This window comes from Nostoc sp., assembly GCF_035638895.1.
Classification (GTDB): domain Bacteria; phylum Cyanobacteriota; class Cyanobacteriia; order Cyanobacteriales; family Nostocaceae; genus Nostoc.
Genome location: NZ_DASQZC010000166.1, coordinates 13664 through 36263 on the forward strand (window position 1 = coordinate 13664; position 22600 = coordinate 36263).

The 22600-nt window shown below is 41.6% G+C and carries 18 protein-coding genes and 1 pseudogene; 6 read left to right on the forward strand and 13 right to left on the reverse strand.

The genetic code is table 11. The features are described 5' to 3' along the window. Positions 1 to 17: 17 nt before the first annotated feature. From VE944_RS08290 to VE944_RS08310, 5 genes are all read right to left on the reverse strand, one after another. Positions 18 to 491, reverse strand: a complete 474-nt coding sequence (locus tag VE944_RS08290; protein ID WP_324975010.1) for a chemotaxis protein CheW — start codon at positions 489 to 491, stop codon at positions 18 to 20. A 110-nt stretch (positions 492 to 601) separates the two neighbouring features. Continuing rightward, positions 602 to 964, reverse strand: a complete 363-nt coding sequence (locus VE944_RS08295) for a response regulator transcription factor (RefSeq protein ID WP_324975012.1) — start codon at positions 962 to 964, stop codon at positions 602 to 604. A gap of 481 nt (positions 965 to 1445) precedes the next feature. Next, on the reverse strand, positions 1446 to 2648 hold the full coding sequence (locus tag VE944_RS08300; RefSeq protein WP_324975015.1) for a response regulator: 1203 nt from the start codon (positions 2646 to 2648) through the stop codon (positions 1446 to 1448). Between the two features lie 644 nt (positions 2649 to 3292). After that, a complete protein-coding gene (gene murQ / locus VE944_RS08305; RefSeq protein WP_324975018.1) occupies positions 3293 to 4219 on the reverse strand; it encodes an N-acetylmuramic acid 6-phosphate etherase in 927 nt (308 codons plus the stop codon). 88 nt (positions 4220 to 4307) lie between these two features. Then, the gene (locus VE944_RS08310; RefSeq protein WP_324975021.1) at positions 4308 to 4754 is read right to left on the reverse strand and encodes a DUF3110 domain-containing protein; all 447 of its coding nucleotides are present in this window, start codon (positions 4752 to 4754) and stop codon (positions 4308 to 4310) included. Between the two features lie 265 nt (positions 4755 to 5019). On the opposite strand from VE944_RS08310, the gene VE944_RS08315 reads away from it, so the two are divergent. Beyond that, positions 5020 to 10737 (forward strand): translocation/assembly module TamB domain-containing protein, encoded by a 5718-nt coding sequence (locus tag VE944_RS08315; protein WP_324975024.1) that lies wholly within the window; start codon positions 5020 to 5022, stop codon positions 10735 to 10737. A gap of 24 nt (positions 10738 to 10761) precedes the next feature. Here the strand turns inward: VE944_RS08315 and VE944_RS08320 are convergent. Then, positions 10762 to 11586 (reverse strand): annotated as a pseudogene (locus VE944_RS08320) (Rpn family recombination-promoting nuclease/putative transposase). A gap of 51 nt (positions 11587 to 11637) precedes the next feature. After that, positions 11638 to 12567: a carbohydrate ABC transporter permease gene (locus VE944_RS08325; RefSeq protein ID WP_324975027.1), complete on the reverse strand. Its 930-nt coding sequence runs from the start codon at positions 12565 to 12567 to the stop codon at positions 11638 to 11640. Positions 12568 to 12691: 124 nt separating this feature from the next. On the opposite strand from VE944_RS08325, the gene VE944_RS08330 reads away from it, so the two are divergent. Beyond that, a complete protein-coding gene (locus tag VE944_RS08330; protein WP_324975030.1) occupies positions 12692 to 13354 on the forward strand; it encodes a GIY-YIG nuclease family protein in 663 nt (220 codons plus the stop codon). Between the two features lie 143 nt (positions 13355 to 13497). On the opposite strand, the gene VE944_RS08335 is transcribed toward VE944_RS08330, so the two are convergent. Continuing rightward, a complete protein-coding gene (locus VE944_RS08335) occupies positions 13498 to 14280 on the reverse strand; it encodes an ABC transporter ATP-binding protein (RefSeq protein WP_324975035.1) in 783 nt (260 codons plus the stop codon). 176 nt (positions 14281 to 14456) lie between these two features. Next, positions 14457 to 15299, reverse strand: a complete 843-nt coding sequence (locus VE944_RS08340; protein ID WP_324975038.1) for a methyltransferase domain-containing protein — start codon at positions 15297 to 15299, stop codon at positions 14457 to 14459. Positions 15300 to 15538: 239 nt separating this feature from the next. Between VE944_RS08340 and VE944_RS08345 the strand changes: the two genes are divergently transcribed. Both VE944_RS08345 and VE944_RS08350 read left to right on the forward strand, forming a co-directional pair. Further along, the gene (locus VE944_RS08345; protein WP_324975042.1) at positions 15539 to 16876 is read left to right on the forward strand and encodes a TrkH family potassium uptake protein; all 1338 of its coding nucleotides are present in this window, start codon (positions 15539 to 15541) and stop codon (positions 16874 to 16876) included. A gap of 201 nt (positions 16877 to 17077) precedes the next feature. Further along, positions 17078 to 17773, forward strand: a complete 696-nt coding sequence (locus tag VE944_RS08350) for a potassium channel family protein (RefSeq protein ID WP_324975045.1) — start codon at positions 17078 to 17080, stop codon at positions 17771 to 17773. 135 nt (positions 17774 to 17908) lie between these two features. On the opposite strand, the gene VE944_RS08355 is transcribed toward VE944_RS08350, so the two are convergent. Together VE944_RS08355 and queA are read right to left on the reverse strand one after the other, a co-directional pair. After that, positions 17909 to 18997, reverse strand: a complete 1089-nt coding sequence (locus VE944_RS08355; protein ID WP_324975048.1) for a tetratricopeptide repeat protein — start codon at positions 18995 to 18997, stop codon at positions 17909 to 17911. A 122-nt stretch (positions 18998 to 19119) separates the two neighbouring features. Continuing rightward, complete coding sequence (queA, locus tag VE944_RS08360; RefSeq protein WP_414690113.1) at positions 19120 to 20325, reverse strand: tRNA preQ1(34) S-adenosylmethionine ribosyltransferase-isomerase QueA; 1206 nt, start codon at positions 20323 to 20325, stop codon at positions 19120 to 19122. A 272-nt stretch (positions 20326 to 20597) separates the two neighbouring features. On the opposite strand from queA, the gene VE944_RS08365 reads away from it, so the two are divergent. Further along, positions 20598 to 20987 (forward strand): hypothetical protein, encoded by a 390-nt coding sequence (locus tag VE944_RS08365; RefSeq protein ID WP_012412259.1) that lies wholly within the window; start codon positions 20598 to 20600, stop codon positions 20985 to 20987. Between the two features lie 70 nt (positions 20988 to 21057). Here VE944_RS08365 and VE944_RS08370 read toward each other — a convergent pair whose 3' ends face one another. Further along, entirely contained in the window at positions 21058 to 21573 is a 516-nt protein-coding gene (locus tag VE944_RS08370; RefSeq protein ID WP_324975056.1) for a YraN family protein, read from the reverse strand. Positions 21574 to 21596: 23 nt separating this feature from the next. Between VE944_RS08370 and VE944_RS08375 the strand changes: the two genes are divergently transcribed. Continuing rightward, on the forward strand, positions 21597 to 22193 hold the full coding sequence (locus VE944_RS08375) for a pentapeptide repeat-containing protein (RefSeq protein WP_324975059.1): 597 nt from the start codon (positions 21597 to 21599) through the stop codon (positions 22191 to 22193). 95 nt (positions 22194 to 22288) lie between these two features. Here the strand turns inward: VE944_RS08375 and VE944_RS08380 are convergent. Further along, positions 22289 to 22600 (reverse strand): hypothetical protein (locus VE944_RS08380; protein ID WP_324975062.1); only part of this gene is annotated, 312 nt, incomplete at its 5' end.

Here is a 22600-nt window from a genome sequence, read left to right on the forward strand (position 1 = left end):
CACCCACGTTCAATGGTTCAACTATGAATTTTCCATATCGGAGCTTGGATAATTGTTATGGCATCCAAATTAAAAATCATATCCTCAGAATCATTAATAAAGTATCCCTGTAAAAAAGGTGAGATTTTAGGATAAAATAATTCGCTAGTTGGGGGTTTCATTCGTTGAGTATCTAGCCATTCAATATCTATCAGTTGTCGCACCAATAGCCCCAAATATTTACCCTTATTTTCGAGAACAATCGCCATCATTTTTGAAAGTAAATTTGCTCCTTGCGAAATTGGAGGATAACCTAACATTGCCTCTAAATCTACTAGCCAAAGCATCTCACCGCGCCAGTTATAGATACCCAAGACGCTACTAGGCATTTGAGGAACGCCACATATTTCTGGTAATGATATTTGCAACACTTCTGTGATGTGTTGTAACGAAATTATCGCTGTATCCCTTACTCCCAAATTAAAACTTAAAAACTTTTCCTTGGTTTCCAAAGTTCTTATTCCTTTGTGCTTGATTATTGATGTTTAGCCACTATTTGCAGTTGTTATTTAAAGCACTAGATTAGAAATATATAATTCTAGTTTTTTGTTATGAAGTTTTACTAGTTAATTAATCGCTTTAAAACTACCGTTAGTTCCTCTCGATCAATCGGTTTTGATAGATAACCATCAGCGCCCAACATATTACCCCAAATTTTATCTACATCACTATTTTTTGTAGAGCAAAAAACTACAGGTATTTTGCTAGTAGTGGGATTGTTTTTCAACTCTCGGCAAATCTCAAAGCCACTTTTACCTGGTAAAATTACGTCGAGAAATATGAGGTCTGGCTTATTTTTATCTATTTTGTCTTGAGCTTCTTCACTGCTTGTGGCGCTAATCACAGAATAACCTGCCTGTTGCAAGTAACGACTGATTATTTCCATATCTGTTAAGCCATCTTCAACAACTAAAACAGTATTCATGGTAATTACCCGTTAAAAAATTTTAAGAATGTAAAGAAATTAGACATACAAATCCTAAATGATGCGTGGATAAAGACAAGGGGTTAGCGACTAGAGACTAGCCCCTAACCCTTTGTCATAAAGAATATTTCACAACTCAAATAGGACTGCTATAAATACAAATTTTTGTATTTATCTAATTTTGATTCAATCTTTATATATTAACCTCCGAAAAAGTACGTAATGAACATAACTTAATATATGTTTTCTTCAATTTGGTACAAAAAAATTAGGTGGGTTTAAGACCGCCACGTACTTGCCTATTGTGAATTTAGACTTATTATTTATCACCCTAGTAATTTTATGTTTACTTAGGTGAAGAAGTTTATCGATTGTAAATATTTTTGTTATTGTTAAGCAATAGGCTCATGCTAAAGAATGAAATTTTCCATCTAATCAGATTAGTTTACGATTAATCATCAATAAAAATTATTAATTATCCCTATTTAGAAACTTCTAAATTAGCTTGATTCTTGTCGATGGATATACTCGGCGTAGGTAAATATTTACGTACTATACTCATTACCTTGTCAGGCACTACAGGTTTAGTTATAAAATCTGTAGAACCGACTACCTTAGCACGAACTCTATCTAAAAGACCATCGCTACCTGTTAATATAATTACTGGTGTATTGGCGAAAGCAGATATTCGTCGCAACTGAGTACAAATTTCATAACCACTGGCGACTGGCATAATCAAATCCAAGAAAATCAGGTCTGGTTTATCCTGAATCAGGGTTGGGAGAGCTTGTACAGCATCTTGAATTTTGATAAACCTTAGTCCATTGGAAGTGATAATATCCTCTAGCATTTTACAGACCTGAGGGCTATCATCTACGCAGGCTACTAGTGGAGCAATTGATTTCCTTGGTTGTACGGTGATAGGCTTATTGTTGCCCTCCATCACTACTAAGGGCATGTCAGGTATTTCCACTAATTCGATGATTCCTTTAAGAATATAGGGAAGCAATGAACGGGTGAGTGGCATTATACTTTGCTTCATTTTCACGGCTAAATCTCGCAGAGTTAATTTGCCGTTGATTAAATTTACAAAGTTTTTGTAGACAGATGGACTTACCATCTGCTGAAGTTGTTCTGGTCGGCGTAGAACTGGTGCTAAGTCCGGAGAAAAATTTGCTAAACCTGCTGCTGACCAAACTTTCCAAGAGTCTTGCATGTGCTTTACAGACATTTCTGCACTCGTGAAACTTATTGGTGTTTCTAAAATAACTTCTTGGCTGCGACTGCAACTTATAGAAGCAAAATTTCCTTGCATAGCTAGGTCAAATAATAATTCTGCTATAGTGTTTTCGGCAATAGACTGAATCTGTTCTCTCTGAATTTTCTGTTTTTTATGAAAGATTTCTAGAATGCGATAATCCCAGTAATCTACTGATACGTCTTGTAAACGCAACTGCAATTTATCAATATCAATCTGGGGACAATTTTGAGCCATCTGTCTACGCCAACGGCGGAAGGGATGAGTTCCACCTGTTGCCCAAACTATGCGCCCCAGCCGATAATAAAAAGTCCATTGGCTGCCTTTAGAACTTTTAATATTTAATTTGCCATTGTATTGAAGCTGAGTACAAGTTTTAAATTCATTAACTAGGTTATTTGAAAGAATAAGTTCCGAGTGGGTCATACTTTGTTCCTTGTATTAAAAAGCCAACTATTGAAAAACCCACACTAGTACCGCAAGTCAGAAGTCAAAAGGCTTTAATTTTTTGTACTTTCTGCCTGTTGGAAATGGTAGGTTTATTTCTACCGATCTGTACTAGCTATATAGTGGCCAGCAGATAGGTCAATAAGTGCCAATACATTTCGTATGTAGCAGTCTAAATCAAGTTTATTAAAATCAAGGGATATAGGATAATAGCAAAAATATTACTAGTAAAAAAGTCAGATAGCCCAGAATTGATTATCGGCAAATTTTATGACTCAAATAGGTTGCTATAGCCCACATCATTAAGAAAAATGCATTCAGTATTTATATATTTAATTTTAATAATTTCCATACAGAATTATATCCGTATAATTTCTGAATTTTTGTTGAAAAAACATTGTCAGTCTCTTTCTATATTTCATTTATTTAAATTGGTAATAAATATATCTTAAAAATATTTATTCTTATTTACATTTATTAATATTTATTACTTGTAGAGAGACGCGAAATTGAACTGGGCAACTCTTGGAGAGGCTACACCAACGCTAATGCGTCTTTCTACATACTTGAAACTACCACTAATAATCTTTAAGTGGATCAAGTATTGATTTAGGAGAAATTATTTAAGGTTTGTTGTGGTTTTGATAGCTGATAACAGCTGCCCTAAGATTACTTTGGTGTTCTGAAAGAAGCCGATCGCCTTCGTCTTTTTCTAAACCAGTCCAGTGCATTAATAGCGCTAGCTTAACCCATTTACCACTGCGTTCTAATAAAAAACCAGCTGCTTCCCGACTTAAGCCTGTCAGGTCTTGCAAAATTCGCAAAGCGCGATCGCGTAACTTTTGATTTGTTACTGCCACATCTACCATGCGATTACCGTAAACTTTGCCTAGTTTGACCATCACCCCTGTAGAAAGGATATTTAAAGCTAATTTCGTGACTGTACCAGCTTTCAGGCGAGTTGAGCCAGCGATTATTTCTGGCCCTGTTAATAGGCGAATGTCAATATCGGCATCAAAGCTAACTTGTTCTGCGGGAACACAAGCAATAAAAATAGTCTTGGCTCCTCGTTGACGAGCAGCACGAAGCGCACCGTGGACATAAGGCGTTGTCCCACCTGCGGTAATACCAACTACGACATCTAGCTGGGTAATTTGTCGCCCTGCGATCGCAGCCTCCCCATCTTCGATGCTATCTTCTAAATCCTCCGAACTGCGTACCAGTGCGCCAGCACCACCAGCAATAATCCCCTGTACCAACTCTGGGGGCGTACAAAAAGTAGGTGGACACTCAGCAGCATCTAATACTCCTAACCTGCCACTTGTGCCCGCACCAATATAAAATAAGCGTCCTCCGTGGCGCAAACGCTCTGCGGCGCTATCAATTGCTTGTGCCAACTGAATTTTTGCTGCTGCAACTGCCTCGATTGCCTTTTGGTCTTCGCTATTAAACAACTCCACCAATTCCAGGGAACTGAGCTGGTCTAAGTTAAGACTGTTAGGATTTACCAGCTCAGTTAAAAGATGCCCACGTTCCTGCAAGTTTGTCATTTGTTTTTTGTCCTTTGTCCTTTGTCCGTTGTCATTAGTCAGTTAGCCGCCAATGACCAGTGACCAATGACTAATGACTAATGACTAATTACAACAATCCTTCCAATTTGCGACGCATCTTCTCTAGTTCAGAATCAGACAATTCTGGTTCTTCTAATGGCTGTTCATTGAGAGGGAAGGGGTCTTCAACAGTATCCTCCTTCTGGGCATCTTCTTGCCAGTCGGTTTTTTCGACGTTAAGTTCTGGGGGAGTTACAACCAAATTGCTGTTTTCTGGGATGATTTCCCATTCATATCCAGCACTTTCGCAAAATTCCTTGATTTCCTCAGCATCGATTGGCTCTGGTGTAGGCGCGGGAAAGTCCTGAGCTTCTAACATCAGGGCAAAGCGGGTGGCGTCGTCTTCTGACTCGAACATCAGAATTTTGTTGCGTTGCTTGCCGCCTTCGGCATCGCCTTCCCGAATGGTATGAATTCCCTCATTTTCCGTCCGAGCGTTAAAAATTAACACAAAAACACGCATTGGTGTAATCATCTGTCTTTTTTAAGGTTTATTCATATTAAAGTTCTAGGTTGTGCCTCAGCGAAAGTCATAGGAACAATTTTCACTCTATTCAGATCAGATTTACCTGAAAACCCCAATATTATGAAGCATAAGTATTGGATTAAGCAAATACCGTAACTCAACCAATCAGGTCTTGGGTTTGGTTGGCGTATCCTGGAAATGGCATACTGAATCAGCGTCTCAGTTAATGCTTGTGTGTGCCAGCGACATCTGGCAATTAATACTGTGAAAGCAAATGACTAAATCTCCCAATCAAGATATTCTCTCCCCGTGCCCTATCCGCAAGCGTCTATGGTTGCTGGTGTTGAGTCGGGGTAGCATTGCTTTGGGCGGACTTTTGCTGTTAGGAGTTATTGTCGGTATTTATCGGTTGTGGACTTTTGTCCAAACAGAGTTAACGCCGTTGGCACAACAAAGTCTTACTACTACACTCAACCGTCCGGTAAAACTGGGAAAAGTCACACAATTTTCGTTAACCGGAGTGCAATTTGGGGCTTCAGCTATCCCAGCGATACCCACAGATCCAGATCGGGCCGTAATTGAAACTGTAGAGGTGGGTTTTGACCCTTTACAACTAATCTTTAACCGCCACCTAAAGCTAGATGTTACCTTAGTCAACCCAGATATTTACATTGAACAGGATAAAGAAGGGCGCTGGGTTTCCACTAATATAGCGCCGTCGCGTGAAGGCACCGCGATTAAAACCGATTTGGACAACCTGCGGTTTCGCAATGCCAAGCTGGCCTTGATGCCGCAGAAGAGGGCAGGGGGAGATGAGGGAGCAGGGGGAGCAGGGGAAGCAGGGGAAGCAAGATCCCTCTCTTCTGCCTCATCTCCTTTATCTCCTGTGGGATTTTCTCAAATCAACGGTTCTGCACAACTTTTAGCAAATAACCAGTTGATCAGGTTTGATGTGGGGGGGCAAGCAGACAGTGGTGGCAGTATTTATATTCAGGGAGAGACGCGTTCTAGGGTGCTAGCAGGAAACTTTCAAGTGCGATCGCAAGACTTGCTGGCTGAGGATATTACTCGGTTAATTAAGTTACCAGTGAACTTACAGGCGGGTCGAGCCAATGGCGACTTGTTAGTTAAGTTAACACCAGGACAACGGACTTTATTGTATGGCAGCGCTGCTGTGCAAGGCGTAACAGTTCAAATACCCAAAGTCCCGCAACTGTTGACCAATAGCCAAGGAAATCTCCGCTTCCAGGGAACGGAGTTGCAGTTAAACAATGTTACTAGCAACTACGGCAAAATTCCCCTAGTAGCTACGGGAATCATCGACACTCAAACAGGTTTTAAGTTGGCAGGGCGGGTAAATGCGGTGAGTTTGGCGAATGCCCAAGAGACTCTCAAGGTAAAACTACCTGTGCCGATCGCTGGACAAGTACAAGCTGATTTGCAGATTACTGGATCAACTAAAGAGCCAATTCTCTCAGGTACAGTTACCACTATTCAAACTGCTCGGATTGACAAAGTTGATTTTAATAGCATCAGTAGTAAGTTTGAACTTGCGACTAGTTCCTCTTTAATTACCCTGAAAGATATTCAAGGTAAAGCTAAAGTTGGTGGTGATATCACGGGGGCTGGTACAATTCAACTTGGTAAAAACCCTCAACTGGATATAAATTTCGCTGCTAAGAATGTTCCAGGGGATGCGATCGCAAAAGTTTATGAAATAACACCCAACTTTCAAATCGGCAATGTCTCAGGTACTGCCCAACTAACTGGCCCTCCCACAAATGCCCAAACTGCGGTACAATACCGAGCTCCTAACGGAACTTACCCCGGAACAGGTGAAGTAGCAATCGCTCCAAATCGCAATGTCTCTTTCCGCAATGTGGCTCTGAATGTAAGTGGTGGTATAGTCCGGGCAACTGGTAGTTACGCCAATCAGCGTTGGCAAGCTGTGGCTGTTGCCTCTGGGGTAAAATTGCAACCCTTTGTAGACAAAAGTCAACTGCAAAATGTCTCTTTGGCGGAAGCACAGTTTAATGGTCGTCTTATTCTCTCAGGCAGCACAGCACCATTTAAAATTGCCACGATTCGCACTGATGGTGGAGGAGTTCAAATTGGTGGCGGCACAGTTGCAGTTTCTAATATCCAACTACAAGACCAAAGCTTCTCTGCTCAACTCGTAGCTAATGGTGTACGGTTGGGACAAATATTAAAACAGTCTCCCCCAGCTTTAAATAACCCATTGGCGGGTACGTTCCAAATCGCAGGCAACAGGGATAATTTCAGCCTGAAAACCCTCCGTGGCAGTGGCGAGGGTCGTCTTGCTATTGGCGGTGGTACGGTTACAGCCTCTAATATTCAAGTGGCGAATGGTTTATATCAGGCGCAAGTTCAAGCAAATAATGTTCCTGTGCAGCAGTTGGCAACAGTACCACCCCAGTTCCAAGGAGCGTTAACTGGTCAGTTCGACGTTGCGGGTTCTGTTGATTCTTTTAAGCTGCAAACTATTCAAGCCAACGGTCAAGCGCAGATAAATGTTGCGCGTGGGATTATTACAGCTTCTAATATCCAATTGGCCAATGGTCTATATCAGGCGCAAGTTCAAGCAAATAATGTTCCGTTACAGCAGTTAGCAGCAGTACCACCGCAGTTTCGAGGGACGTTAACTGGTCAAGCAAATGTGGCGGGTTCTGTTGAGTCGTTCCAACCGCAAACTATCCAAGCCAGTGGTCAGGGACGGGTGAATCTTGCAGGTGGAACGATCGCAGCTTCTAATATCCAGTTGGCTAATGGTCGCTATCAAGCTGTAGTTAATGCTTCGGGTGTGGAATTAAATCGGTTAAATGATCAATTGCGGGGTCAGTTTGGCGGTCAGTTGCAATTAGCTGGCAAGTTTGGATCATCCAAATTAGCTGATGTACGTGCTGCTGGACAGGTGCAATTATCCCAAGGTATCCCTGGTCTTGAGCGACCCTTGAGTGCTGCGATCGCTTGGAGTGGTGAAAGGCTTACCATTGAGCGAGCAACTGCTCCTGGTTTAAGCGTGACTGGTAACATATTAGCCAATGCAAGAAAGGCAGGAATACCGGAAATTACTGCATTAAATCTCAACGTCCAAGCTCAGAATTACAACTTAAGACAGTTACCAATCAATCTTCCTAATCAGGTTGCTGTGGCGGGAAGAGTTGATTTTAATGGACAAATAACTGGTAAGCTGCCCTTGCCAAATGTGGTAGGGCAAATTAATTTACGAGACTTGGTTGTTCAAAATATTGCTTTTGAGCCGTTGTTAACGGGAAACATCGATTCAGAAGAGGGACGCGGGTTAAATTTGAACTTGGCGGGTAATAGCGATCGCCTGGCCTTCAATTTAGATGCCAATAATCGCCCGAAATCCTTCTTAGTAAAATGGCAGCAAGCATCAGCTATAGGTAATGCTCAAGGGAATGATTGGACGCTCAAACTTGCAAATTTCCCCTTACAAATATTGAATTTGACTCCGCCAGCAATTACTCGACTGGGTACTGGTAAGATAGCTGGCTTGTTAACTGGAGATTTGCTATTTAATCAGCAGACATTGGCAGCAACGGGGAATTTAGCGATCGCTAATCCGCAAATTGGGAGGCTTAAAGGCGATCGTTTAGCTGCTCAATTCCGCTACAGTGATGGGAAAGGCACACTTACCAATAGCGAATTTATCAAAGGCAAAAGTAGCTACGCCTTTGTCGGTAGTTTTGCTCAAAGCCCGAAAGGCCCTCAACTACAAGGTAAACTGAACGTCAACCAGGGAGAGATCCAAGATGTTCTAACGGTAGCGCAGATATTTGATTTACAAAACTTGCCAGGTGGTTCAGCAGAAATTTACGGCACAGCAGAGGATCTAACCACTACTCCCCAAGGAACGCAAAATCAACCTTTATTAACCCAAATCCAACGGTTTTCTGAAATTGAAGCTTTGGTAGCAGAACAAGAAGAACAGCGACTTAATTCCACTCCTATACCAGATTTGGCAGACTTAAAAGGAACTTTCAACGGGGAAGTGGCTGTAAATACAGCTACAGCCAATGGATTATCAGTGGATTTTAATTTGAATGGACAAGACTTTGCCTGGGGTAAAAAGGAAGAACGAAATCGTTATTATACTGCCGATAAAGTGATTGCCGAAGGCAACTTTGAAAATGGTGTTTTGAGTTTGCGACCTTTACGGCTTGAATCTGAAAACAGGTTGATTGCCTTCACAGGTAACGTTGGCGGTGATGAACAATCTGGACAGTTGCGGGTGAATAATTTGCCAGTACAAGTACTGAATAATTTTGTCAAACTACCAGTTGGAATCAGAGGTAATCTTAACGGTACAGCAGCTTTAGCAGGCAGCATTGCTAATCCCCAAGCTAGAGGGGAATTGCAAATCACAGAAGGATTATTGAATCAAAATAAAATAGATTCTGCGATCGCAAGTTTCAGCTATGCCAACGGACGCTTAAACTTTGGTAGTACGGTAGCAGTTGCTGGGCCAAAACCTGTTGATATTACTGGTAGCATCCCTTATAAATTGCCTTTTGCTTCCGTTGCACCAGACAGCGATCAAATCAGTTTAGACATGAAGTTAGAAAACGAGGGATTAGCGCTGTTAAACGCATTGACTAATCAAGTAGTATTTGAAAAAGGTGAAGGTGAAGTAGACCTTAAGGTACGCGGAACATTGCAAAAACCCGAAGTAGATGGAACTGCTACTATTAATAATGCTACTTTTTCAGCCCAGGCTTTGCCAGGTAAACTGAGACGTGTTACAGGTAGAGTGCTGTTTAATTTTGACACCATCTTAGTAGAAAATCTTCAGGGTAGATTTAGCCGTGGCAAGGTAGAAGCTGCTGGAGAAATACCTATTTTCAACAATGACAACACTATCAACAATCCCCTGAGTGTTAATCTCGATCAGCTAGCGTTAAATCTGAAAGGACTTTACCTGGGAGGTGCTAGCGGCAATTTACAGATTACTGGTTCTGCCCTTAACCCCGTAATTGGCGGTAAAGTAAATTTATTTGATGGTCAGGTATTGCTGGCAGAATCTACCGACACCGCTTCATCTGCAAATAGTGGTTTTGGCGTATCACCCACAAAAGCCAATAAGCAGAGTAAACCTGAAATTGGGAATGGGTCGGGAAATGCGTTCGCTAGATTTAATAATTTAGATTTAGAACTTGGTAAAAACGTCGAAATTACCCGTCCTCCTATTCTCAGTTTCCGGGCAACTGGTAATCTCATAGTTAACGGCTCAATCAATCAGCCAATACCCGATGGTACTATCCGATTAGAACAAGGTGGAGTAAATTTATTTACTACCCAATTTAACCTTGCTCGTGGCTATACACACACCGCAACTTTTAGTCCCTCTCAACCCCGCGACCCCAACTTAGATATTCAGCTATATGCCAAGGTACTGGACGTAACTCAAAGTAATGATTTCAGTCGGATAAATACCACAGGTTTATCAGCCTTAGAGAGTGTTCGAGTCGAAGCCAGTATCAACGGTCTAGCCAGCAAACTGAATGAAAATCTAGAATTAACAAGTAGTCCGTCACGTAGTCAAACCGAAATTGTGGCTCTTTTAGGAGGTGGGTTTATAGATACCCAAGGACGAGGTGACAGTACTTTGGGTCTGATTAACATTGCAGGTTCGGCTGTGTTCAACAATTTTCAGTCAACTTTTAACCAGATAGGGAGTAGCTTTGGCTTAAGTGAACTGCGGATATTTCCTACCGTTATTTCTGAAAATCCCGAAGCTGGAAGAAGCAGTTCAACTTTGGAATTAGCAGCAGAAGCTGGGGTCGATATTTCTTCCAAAATATCCGTTTCCAGCATCAAAATTTTGACAACAAGTGATCCCTTCCAATGGGGTGTTAATTACCGAATAAATGATAAGTTTCGTGTTCGTGCTTCCACTAACTTAACCGATGATAGCCGTGCAGTAGTGGAGTATCAAACGCGGTTTTAAAGAAATCTCTTTAATTTTAAATTATCAATTACTTCCTGTTCCCGCTTCTCCTTGTTTATCAATAGCTTGCCGTACCTGTTCAACATTCAATTCTAATGCTTGCGCGATTTGCTCTATACTTAAACCAAACTTAAGCAGACGGGGTATAGTCTCCAGCTTTGTTTCTTCTCGAACCTCCTCTTTTACTTCCTGCTTTGTTTCTTCCTTTACTTCTTGGTAAAATTTAGTTTGTCTCCAATCAGTTAATCCAAACATCGCTTCCAACTCCTGCTGAGTTTTTTTTACAAATTTATAGATAAGCATTCTCTCTACTAATTCTAAGAGATTACTACGGTTAGCTTCATCCGTTTGCTGTACTTGATTTATCAAGTTTTTCGCTTGCTGTACGGCTTTATCTTCTGTTGCAACTACTAACTTAATCACACCTAGCCCAATCGAAGACGATGGGATATCATCTAACTCGTCTAAATAAATTATCCGAATTTGCTGTTGAGCTAATGATGTTTGATAAGTGAATGGTACGCCTGGGTCGAGACTGCGTTGAGCAAAAAGTAATACTGCTTGCCAACGACGTTGAGGTTTATATTGATTTATATACAGGAAAGCTTCTGTTATTATTCGCTAATAAATATCATCATCGCGTTGAAACTGTACCTCAACAAAATAGATTGGGTCTTCTGGAAAGTCAGATTTTGGTAGGAATAAACCATCGATACGACGTGCTAGTTCTTTTATTTCTACCGAGGTAAATTGGTAGTGCAACGCCAGGGATTCAGATTGTTCCAAAAGTTCAAATAAGACACCTGGAAGAGTTTGGAATAATGTATAAAAAATCGTGTCTGTTTTCATGAACTCTGGATATTTAAATATTTTAAGATTATTGTGGCTGACAGGGCAATATCAAATTGTGATATTATCTCCCCCTTCTTGATTGATAACTAATCGCAAAATTGATAATCCTAAAATTATCAAAAATAGCACTAAACCAATTGTGCAAGCATAGCTGATTTCCAAATTGCCAAACCCTTGCTCATATAGATAATAGACAATCGTTTTCGAGCTACTGAGTGGGCCTCCTTGGGTCATAATGTATACTTCTTCAAAAACCTTAGTAGCAGAAATAGCCGAAATCACCGCCACGAGTGCTAAATACGGTTTCATCAAAGGTATGGTAATATCCCAATGTTTGCTGACACCATCAGAACCATCGATTGCAGCAGCTTCATACACATCAGCAGGAATTGATTGCAACCCTGCTAAATAAATCACCATGTAGTAGCCTAGCCCTTTCCACACGGTGACAGCCATGACGCTGGCAAGAGAAATTGGTAGAATACCAAAAATTTTTTCTGGGCTAGTTAACCAAGGAATACCTTCTGGAAAAATACCCAAAGCTTTCAAAAACTGATTCAGTAACCCGTTTTCTGCATACAGCCATTTCCAAGCTATTCCCGCAACCACCATTGAAATTACCACTGGGGTGTAGTATGCCGATCTAAACCAATTCATCCCCCGCAGTTTCTGATTTACCAAAATTGCCAGCACTAGAGGAGCAATTACTAAAATTGGGACTACACCCACAAGATATAAAAAAGTGTTTTCCAAGGTTTTCCAAAAAACTGCATCCTTCCAAAGCTTGAGGAAGTTGGCAAAACCTATCCATTGTGGCGGCTGGGCAATATCTTCGTAGCTGGTAAAGCTCAGGTAAAAGGCTTGCAGTGCAGGCCAAAAGACTGTTAACGCCAAAAGAACTAAGGCGGGTAGTAAAAATAAATAAGGGGTCAGTCGCTGTTTAATGAATATCCAATTTTTAGGTGTTAATTGATTCATATAAGGTTTAATAGTTGTTTTCGGTTTGTCAGCAAGAATTTGGGGATGTGAGTAGATTTAAGCTTCAATATTGTAAAGGGATATATTTGCGTAGCGCTAATTAATAACTCGGAGATAAACTGCGATGGAAACTCAACACAACCCGCCAATTGAACATCAAAATGTCCCCATAAACCACCGTGGATTGCATGAATTTTTGTATAGTTCTGACGACGAACACACCGCTACTGAGGTGAGTATAACCCCTGAACTGGCAAACGATGGTACTGAAATCATTAACCTTGAGGCTTGGAGTGCATCTGCTCAGAACGCTAAAATTGCAGGTGTTTACGCAGTATTGGACGCAGAACGCACTACGCAGTACATTGGCTATTCTCGGAATGTGTTGCTTTCCCTAAACGGTCATATTAGCCAAAATGGTCAGCAAAAGTGTGCTTTTGTACGTGTGCAAGCGTTCAAGTTCCCCAAGCGTCAAGAAATGGAAGATTTGAGAGATGCGTGGATAGCAGAACTCGAAAGCACACCACCTGGTAATGCAACTGAAAGCGAAATGTGGGCTGGTACGGTAGGGGAAGCGGCCAAAGCGGTAATGTCAGAGGCGGAACGTCAAGCTTACGAGGAGAAAAAGCTAAAACTGCGGAAAGCAATGGCTGACACAACCCTCTCTAAAGAGTCAGAAACAATAGATGCGACTATAGCCGAACGTCAGCGTCAACTTGAAGCTGCTGTGACAAATGATGACTGGAGTGTAATTATTGACGCACAGACACAAGAAACCAAGTCTTAGGGTGAGTGTTCAGTCCTCTCGTTATTTCCCCACTTAGATACCCCATCTTTTCAACGGATGGGGTATCCAAGCATTTAGATGAATGTTTTTCCTGGCTTGGCATAGACACTATGCAGCTTTAGGGAGCTAGAAAAGTAATTGAGTTATATTGACACAGCAGAAATAGCACAAACTTGTAAACCAACTGGTGTATGAATAATCACAGATTCCACACTAAATACTTGGGCGATCGCACTTTGTGTTAGAACTTCTTCAGGTGTACCAACTTCCCAAATATGACCCTGTTTTAATAATGCAATGCGGGAACTATACCGGGCTGCTAAATTCAGTTCGTGTAAAACTGTGATAATAGTTAATCCCTGCTGTTGATTCAGTTCTTTAAGCAGTTCCAATAGTTGCAATTGATAGTTAATATCTAAAAAAGTTGTAGGTTCATCTAATAGTAAAACTTTTGGTTCTTGCGCTAGTGCTAGAGCTAAAAAAGCCCGTTGCCTTTCACCACCTGAAAGTTGTTCGATTAAGCGATCGCTAAATTTTTCTAATTGCGTTTTTTGAATTGCAGCTTCCACTTTGTCCCAATCTTCGGCGTTTAATTCCCATTGCCACCAAGGTTGATACGGTGTGCGTCCTAAGCTGACTAATTGTCGCACTGTTAAGCCAACAGGAACCGTTTGTTGTTGCGGTAATAATGCCAGTTTCTGTGCAACTAGATTTGGAGGTTGAGAGTGAATTGCTTTGCCATCAAGTAGCACTGTTCCCTGCTGTGGGGAAAGAATACGACTCAGTAATTTGAGTAAAGTAGATTTACCTGAGCCATTAGCACCAACTAAACTCAACCATTCTCCTGTTTGCAGAGTAAGATTAATGTTTTGAACAATTGGTACTAAGGTGTAACCGCCTGTGAGGTTTTGCAGTTCGAGTGGCATTTCAAATATTCAAAAATTAGAAACTTAATTTTACAGTGAGTTGATTATTTAGAACGCTTTTCACTCTCTCCCCAATCTATCGGGCAACTTTATCAGGAGACACCCCTTCGCTAGTTGCCCAGGTAGCAAAGGTGTGACGTATGTTACAGGGTCTAAGGGAGTAGGGCAATGCGTCCTTACTTATTGCCGTACAATAAGCCAAACCGAATTAACCCACGCTGATAACCGCGACGCATTAATCCCAGTGATAATGCCCCTTGGATAGTAGTCCAACCAGCATTTAGTAAACCCCAAAACGCTTGGGGAGTAAATGCGGAATCAATCACCACATTCCAAAAGGGGGCGACAGCAGTTGACCAATCAGCAGTACGGATATTATGTAATGGTAGTTGATGTGCGATCGCTTCGTACTCTGGCAAAGAAATCACATAAGGCAAACAATACACCCGATAAATATCCTGCAAATGCTTTTCCTCATCAGGCGTTAGTGGCAATTCATCAGTTGGTCGATGACACCAAGTTACCATAATTAACTTTCCACCAGGCTTCAATACTCGATAGCACTCTTGAAGAAACTTGGTTTTATCTGGCATGTGTTCGCCACTTTCCAGCGACCAAACCAAATCAAAAGAATCGTCAGCAAAGGGCATTGCTTGAGCATTTGCGACTTGGAACTGTGTTCTTAGGCTCAAATTAGCCTCTAAGGCGCGTTCCGTTGCTCTGGCAGCTTGCACAGGACTCAGTGTAATCCCTGTAGCCTTAGCATTAAACTTTTGTGCGAGGTATAAAGAACTGCCGCCAATGCCACAACCCACATCTAGGATATTGTCAGCTGCTTGTACCCCTGCCCAATTCAGCAGTTCTTCGATTAAATCAATTTGAGCCTGACGGCGGTCTTTTTTCTGGGTACCATCAGCACCATAATAGCCGTGGTGCATGTGTTCGCCCCAAATCTGTTCCCACAGACCAGAGGAAGCATCGTAAAATTGCTGAATTTGCTGGTAAAGTGTTGCGCTCATGAAAAAAGCAGTGTTAAGACAAAGCCGAATTTAAAAAAAACATACACATAGGCTACCATGTGTGTTTTTAATTAAAATAGGGTCTTTTGGTTTGCAGGGATAATAAACTCCGGTTTTTCTTCTCTGGAGAGATTTACTGATTTTCCCTTAATCAGCTGCCTTTGCTCTCATTTGCATACCGGATGTTTCCGGAATGCCTGGGATGATTGAGTTTTTGAATTTGAAATTTTCAATTAATTATGACTGTTGCTCGCACAATTTGTTTGGGTTTTCTAGCTGTCATCACTGTAGGTACTATTCTCTTGATGATGCCTTTCTCGACTAGCAATGGTACTTGGAATGACCTGATTGTGGCATTATTCACCTCGACATCCGCAGTTTGTGTCACAGGTTTATCAGTAGTTGATCCTGGTACTTATTTTTCCTTTTGGGGCCAGTTTTTTATGGCGCTATTAGTTCAGATTGGCGGTTTGGGCTACATGACAACTACCACATTTCTAATTTTGCTCATTGGTCGTAGGTTTGATATGCGGCAAAAAATTGCGATTCAACAATCTTTAGACCGACCGGGGATGAGTGGAAGCGCTCAAGTTATCCGTTCAATTATTGCCACCACTTTAATTTTTGAAATTACAGGGGTCTTTTTACTTCTACCAGCTTTCGTTCCTGAGTATGGATGGAGTAAAGGACTTTGGTTAGCAATTTTTCATAGTATAAATTCTTGGAATAATGCTGGTTTTAGCTTATTTAAAGATAACTTAATTGGGTATCAGTCATCATTCTTAGTAGTCTTCACTATCACAATGTTAATTATCTTTGGGGGGATTGGGTATCAGGTAATTTTGGAAATGTACGTTTGGTTGCGCGATCACGTTTTAAAAAAATCTATTAAAGCCCAAAGATTTTCTCTAGATTTTAAAGTTGCAACCAGGACAACTGTTATATTATTACTAATAGGATTTATTGCATTTTTCTGTATAGAAATCAGAAATCCTGAAACATTTGGCTCTCTAAATTTCCGTGACCAAGTATTAGTAGCTTGGTTCCAATCAGTTACTCCTAGAACTGCTGGTTTTAACACCATCGATATTGGCAAAATGACCACTGCTGGTCTATTTATTACGATCGCACTAATGTTTATTGGTGCAAGTCCAGGTGGTACAGGAGGAGGTCTGAAAACAACAACCTTGAGAGTCTTAACCAGTTGCACTAAAGCTATTCTCCGGGGGAAAGAAGAAGTTTTATTGTATGATCGCAAAATAGCAATATCTTTAATTTTGAAAGCTGTGGGTGTGTTAGTGGGTTCAGTAGCGACCGTGATTTTAGCTACAATTTTAATAAGCCTCACAGATCCAACATTAGATTTTATTAAAATTTTGTTTGAAGTGGTATCAGCCTTCGCGACTGTAGGGCTTTCTACAGGCATTACAGCAAGTATTTCTACAACAGCAAAGCTCATATTAATTGCCACAATGTACATTGGACGAGTAGGTATTTTACTACTGATGTCCGCTATACTAGGAGACCCCCGCCCTACCAGAATTCACTATCCTGAAGAAAATTTACTCGTCGGATAGTTAGGGATAGAGAGTAGGGAGTAGGGGATGAGGGAGCAGGGGAGACAGGGGAAGAATAACTAATGACCAATGACTAATGACTAATGACTAACAAGTAAACTGATAAAATATACATTAGAAGGCAAAAAATAAAATTTTTAATTCAAGCTGTATGAGCGTTTTTTGCCCTAAATACAGGGAGCCATAATAAGGATAAGAACGGTGAATCTATCATCATTAAATTTTTTTCGCAGTTTACGTAAAGATAACCAGCAATTTGCTGTAATTGGGTTAGGTCGCTTTGGTAGATCTGTCTGTTTTACACTGCACAATTTTGGCTATCAAGTGTTAGCAACAGATATTGATGAAAAACGAGTTTCAGAAGCATTAACTGAGGGAATAGTTGATCATGCTTTGCAATTAGACTCTACAGAACCAGCCGCACTTAAAGAAGCTGGAATTTTTGAATTTGATACTGTAATTGTAGCGATTGGCAACTACGTTCAGGAAAGCATTATAACCACCCTAAATGTGAAAGAGGCTGGTGTACCCCACGTAGTTGCCAAAGCTTCTAGTGAAGTTCATAGTAAACTGTTGCGGCGAGTCGGAGCAGATCATGTTGTTTTTCCTGAGTATGAAGCGGGTTGTGCTTTAGCGCGTACACTTACTAAACCAGCAATCTTAGATCGGTTTGACCTAGATCCAGATAACAGTATTGTAGAGTTGATTGTACCTGATGAATTTCACGACAAAACAATTACTGAGCTTCAACTTCGTAACCGCTACGGTTTAAATTTGCTAGCAGTGAGCCAGGATGGTAAATTTATAATTAATCCTGACCCCACAAAGCGTTTAGAGCGTGGTTCAGCAATGGTAGTTATTGGCTGCAACAAAGATATCAATCGTTTGCCAATTTAAAAAAGTTAGGAGTTGAGAGTTAAGAGTTAGGACTTATTAACTATCAAGGAAAATAAAAGCGCCAGTCCCCAGAATTGATGCTGAATTCTGAGGACTGGCGGATGACTTTTTCTTTTATTTCTAACTTTGAGCTTTTTATTGTCCGGGACTTGTTAAAGTAGGCTGGAATTCAACTGAGAAAGGCACATTGCCAGGGTCGGCTGAAGTTTCTGGTTGATTTGGCGTTTGTCGCTTAAGTTTTTCTACTAAATTACTTGTAGTAGCTGTTTGACTAACTTGAGGCTGCTGTTGCCCAATTTTCTGGGCAATTTGCTGTATTAACTGCTCAATTTTTTCAGCTTGTTCAATGTTCCCTTGCTCACGATACTTGTTATGGGCATAGTTCAAGACTCTACTAGCTTTCTTGATCTCGCCCTGATTATATAAAGTGACTCCCAAATTATAGTAGGCTGAGGCATTTTTCGGATTTAGGCGAATAGCTTGCCGATAAACAGAAATAGCCTCAGAAGCTTGACCATGAATTGCTAGCAAATTTGCCATATTGGTGTAGGCTGTGGCATTTTTAGGATCTAGCTGTAAGGCTTGGCGATAACTAGCGATCGCAGGCTCTATTTGACCTTGTTGTTGCAAGGCGATCGCTAAGTTAAAATAAGCGTTGGCGTTGCTGCTATCTAGATTAATTGCTTTTTGGTATGTTGCGATCGCATCCTCAAGCTGCCCTTGTTCATACAGCGCCAAACCCAGATTATACAACGCTGCTACCCTTGTAGAATCTATCACAAGACTCTGGCGATAAGCTGTGATCGCTGCCTCTTTTTCTCCTTGTCGGTGCAACACTAACCCTAAGTTGTAATAAGCTTCGCTAAAATTGGGATTAACTTTAATCGCCTCTGCATATTCTTGTAAAGCTACATCCAGGCGATTTTGCTCCATGAATATATTACCCAGATAATTTCGTGCTGCTGCAAGACTCGGATCTTGCTGCACCGCTTGGCGAAAAGCATATTCCGCACCCTGTAAGTCTTGGCGATTATAGCGCGTGACTCCTTGCTGGAAAAAGCTCGCGGCTTCGAGATTTTGAGAAACTGCGGTTTCCGCTAACAGCTTGCTTTCTGGAAAATTAGTAATTGCCGATGCAGTTAAGACCAAAAACGCAGAACAGCCACAGAATGTCACCCCGCAAAATAAATGTAACCACTGAGAAAATAGGGATTTTTCTGACATAAATCGCAGACCTATACTTATTTATTGGCTCCTCATAAGTCAGAATACCCACCGCGAAAGAAAAAATTCCAAATTTCCAACTTTTAACTCCTAACAGACGCGATTAATCGCGTCTGTACTCCCTACTCCCTACTCCCCACTCCCACAGCTGACGGCAAAATTAGCATTGCATCGCCGAATGAATAAAAGCGATATCCAAAAGCGATCGCTTCGTTGTATATATTCAATAACCGTTGTCTGCCAATTAGCGCACTTACCAACATCAGCAAACTGGAACGCGGCAGGTGAAAATTGGTAATTAAACCATCAACCACCCGCCATTGATAGCCGGGATAAATAAATAGGTCTGTTTTGCCGCAAAATGGTTGTAAATTCCCAGATTGAGCCGCCCCTTCTAAAGCCCGTACTGCCGTTGTTCCCACAGCAATAATTCGACCACCAGCTGCTTTAGTGGCGCGGATTTGCTCTACTGTAGCGGCGGGGACTTCAATCCATTCTTCGTGCATCTGGTGGGTAGTTACATCCTCCACTTCCACAGGGCGAAATGTACCTACACCAACGTGTAGCGTTATAAAAGCTTGATTGATATTGCGATCGCGCAACTTTTGTAATAATTCTGGGGTAAAATGTAGCCCTGCCGTCGGAGCTGCGATCGCTCCTGGTTCTTTGGCATAAACTGTCTGATACTGCTCGTCAGCAGCTTCTGAGGTAGTGATGTACGGTGGTAGCGGTACTTCACCAAATACCTCTAACAGTTGCACCAAAGATTTTCCCTCTGGCACATCAAATTGCAACAAACGCCCCCCGGTTGCTGCGTCTGTTTCTAGAACCGTAGCCGTGAGTTGGGGACTCTTTACTGGGGACTGGGGACTAGGGACTAGGGAAGATTCTTCCCAATCCCCAATCTCTAATCCCCAACCCCCAGTCCCCGCTTGCCTTGCTTCAAAAATAATCTTCGCTCCTTCTTTGAAGCTTTTTCCTGGCTTAACTAAAGCTAACCAACAGTTATACTGCCGTTCTTCCAACAGCAACACCTGGATTTTACCACCAGTGGATTTATGACCATAGAGCCTCGCTGGAATAACTCTTGTATTGTTCATGACCAACAAATCACCAGAGCGCAGCAGTGTAGGCAAATCGTGGAAAATGTGGTGCAAGGGTGCTGTTTCGATGCCTGTAGTCGGAGAATCAACTACGAGTAACCGTGAGCTATCTCTAGGAACTGCTGGGTTTTGGGCAATCAGTTCTAGAGGTAGTTCGTAGTCATAGCCAGCTACCGAGCAATCTAATTCAAAATCTTTTTCTTGTGGGTGAGAGGTATCTTTCAAATTGGCTTCTACTAGTTTTTGGTTTATTTAGTATTTATACTCTCTTAAAAAAGCTTATTTGAGCTTTCCCTTCTAAAGGAACTTTAAGGGATTTTTGTTTAGTTTCATCACTTGACTATAAGATAGGTACTATTAGGTAACACGGACAAATTAACATAAAAATTGGGTAAACCTCCCCATCTAAAAACGGGGGCTTTTACCCTACCGGGAAGAGGCACTGATTGACGAATATAGATATGTAGGATTGGCTTTGATCCCAAGCACCAACAAACATGGAATACTTGTACTATCTGGCAAATGCCAGTCTAACCTTGAGGGTCGTTCAACACCTGCACGCTAGACCCCAGACACCAGTTTCTTTCGTCACCGTAATTCATCAAATTGATGGCTGGGTGGTTAGGATCAAACTCAAAGGTCAAGTCTCGCCCCAAGAAGATGGCGACTTCCGCGCTTTTCTAAATGAATTAGGAATTAGCTACGAACCGCCAATGAGGGTGCAAATGGCACTTTGGAGTTTGGAAGCCGGACAGTGCCCTGTGGACGTGATGCGTCGCTATCAGGTTGCGATCGTCTCTCATGGTAGCCCAGAGAGAGATGAAATTGAAGCGTTCCGGCAACAGTTTGTCCGGGGCTTAGGCTACTGTCCAGAAACTTTGGCGTGAGACTATTTGGTTTTAACGCCACTACAAAATTATTGGTCATTGGTAATCAAAATATTTTATCGATTACCGATTAACCATTATCAATTGAAGAGTCGAAAGCTGCCAGAATGTATTCTTGCAGCTTAAACTTATATCCGGCGGCTGATGAAGTAGCTAGAGCTTCCTGGGTTGCTGTAACCACAGTCAGATTTTTTGATATCCTTTGACAGTAGACAATAGCAACATCAAATCGACAAGAATAATCTGCCTTCTCAGGGTACTGGGCTAAAAATATTCCAGCTGTTCGCCAGATTTTTGCTTGCTTTTGTGGGGTGATTGCGCTTCTTCCCCCTGCATCCCAACTACCTGAACTGCGGGTTTTGACTTCCACAAATGCCAATAATGACTGGGGAGTGGGGTATTCTCGCCTGCTCCCCTGCTCTTTCCCAGTTACTCCATGATATTCAGCAATAATATCGATTTCTCCCCAGCGACTAGAAAAGCGACGATGGAGAATTATCCAACCTGTAGATTGCAACCATTGGGCTACTAGGTCTTCTCCTAATTGACCAATATCTGGATAATGAGATGGAGGAAGGTTAGCCATTGATTAAAAATATTATGAATTCTATGAATCCTAGATTAAGCGATGCCTGTGGCGGGCTACGCCTACGCATAACAGGTTCTAAGCTAAACTCATTCCATACTGAGTTAGGGCGCAAGTGTAAAACAGACCATAAGGTTTGGGCAAGTATATTCAGCTTATTCCTTTGGGGAATAGTTGGCATCACGGCAACGTTTGGTTTTGCTCCCACAGCTTTGGCACTCGAATATAATAAAGAAATTTTGGTTGACGCTGATTTCTCAGGACGTGATTTAACAGATTCCAGCTTTACCAAAGCTAATCTCCGTCAGAGCAACTTCAGCCACGCTAATTTGCAGGGTGTGAGTTTCTTTGCAGCAAATTTAGAGTCTGTGAATTTGGAGGGAGCTGACTTGAGAAATTCCACTTTAGACTCAGCTCGTTTAGTTAGAGCAAATTTGACAAATGCACTGTTGGAGGGTGCTTTCGCTGCTAACGCCAGATTTGATGGCGCAATCATTGACGGGGCAGATTTTACCGATACGCTGCTGCGTTCCGATGAGCAAAAAAAATTGTGCAAACTTGCCAAAGGAACTAATCCCATTACAGGACGAGATACGCGTGACACGTTATTTTGTCCTTAGTATTTTTTAGCTGGGAATTGGAAATCGGGCATTGGGCATTGCTTATTCCCCATTCCCCATTCCCTACTCCCCATTCCCCATAATATATTGAACACCTACCAACCAGTGACACCAATCTTTTGACAAACAATTTTCATTCCTTTGCCTGGTGAAGAACTTGCTACAAAAGGAATTTCTCCTTTTTCTTCATCCTCTTCAAGTAGCTGTCCTTCTGGCCCGTAAATCGCAATGCGATTGCGAAACAGCCGCGATTCTTTGCACGATGCATCAAAGGTAGTCTCGAAGATGCCATCTCCGTAGATGCCGTAAAGTTTGTATGTGGTGCCCTTAATAGTTTCCGTGTCCAGAGCTACGCTGTTTCCCAATTTATCATGCCCTACAGTGATATATCTTTCTGCATCTTGAGC

What these genes read in the sequence shown, in the direction of transcription:
- VE944_RS08335 (WP_324975035.1), bottom strand. Translation starts at nt 14,280, where the DNA reads ATGCCACTCGAACTGCAAAACCTCACAGGCGGTTACACCTTAGTACCA.
- VE944_RS08330 (WP_324975030.1), top strand. Translation starts at nt 12,692, where the DNA reads ATGGAAACTCAACACAACCCGCCAATTGAACATCAAAATGTCCCCATA.
- VE944_RS08355 (WP_324975048.1), bottom strand. Translation starts at nt 18,997, where the DNA reads ATGTCAGAAAAATCCCTATTTTCTCAGTGGTTACATTTATTTTGCGGG.
- VE944_RS08375 (WP_324975059.1), top strand. Translation starts at nt 21,597, where the DNA reads ATGAATCCTAGATTAAGCGATGCCTGTGGCGGGCTACGCCTACGCATA.
- murQ (WP_324975018.1), bottom strand. Translation starts at nt 4,219, where the DNA reads ATGACAAACTTGCAGGAACGTGGGCATCTTTTAACTGAGCTGGTAAAT.
- VE944_RS08340 (WP_324975038.1), bottom strand. Translation starts at nt 15,299, where the DNA reads ATGAGCGCAACACTTTACCAGCAAATTCAGCAATTTTACGATGCTTCC.
- VE944_RS08310 (WP_324975021.1), bottom strand. Translation starts at nt 4,754, where the DNA reads ATGATTACACCAATGCGTGTTTTTGTGTTAATTTTTAACGCTCGGACG.
- VE944_RS08295 (WP_324975012.1), bottom strand. Translation starts at nt 964, where the DNA reads ATGAATACTGTTTTAGTTGTTGAAGATGGCTTAACAGATATGGAAATA.
- VE944_RS08370 (WP_324975056.1), bottom strand. Translation starts at nt 21,573, where the DNA reads ATGGCTAACCTTCCTCCATCTCATTATCCAGATATTGGTCAATTAGGA.
- VE944_RS08315 (WP_324975024.1), top strand. Translation starts at nt 5,020, where the DNA reads ATGACTAAATCTCCCAATCAAGATATTCTCTCCCCGTGCCCTATCCGC.
- VE944_RS08365 (WP_012412259.1), top strand. Translation starts at nt 20,598, where the DNA reads ATGGAATACTTGTACTATCTGGCAAATGCCAGTCTAACCTTGAGGGTC.
- VE944_RS08345 (WP_324975042.1), top strand. Translation starts at nt 15,539, where the DNA reads ATGACTGTTGCTCGCACAATTTGTTTGGGTTTTCTAGCTGTCATCACT.
- VE944_RS08325 (WP_324975027.1), bottom strand. Translation starts at nt 12,567, where the DNA reads ATGAATCAATTAACACCTAAAAATTGGATATTCATTAAACAGCGACTG.
- VE944_RS08300 (WP_324975015.1), bottom strand. Translation starts at nt 2,648, where the DNA reads ATGACCCACTCGGAACTTATTCTTTCAAATAACCTAGTTAATGAATTT.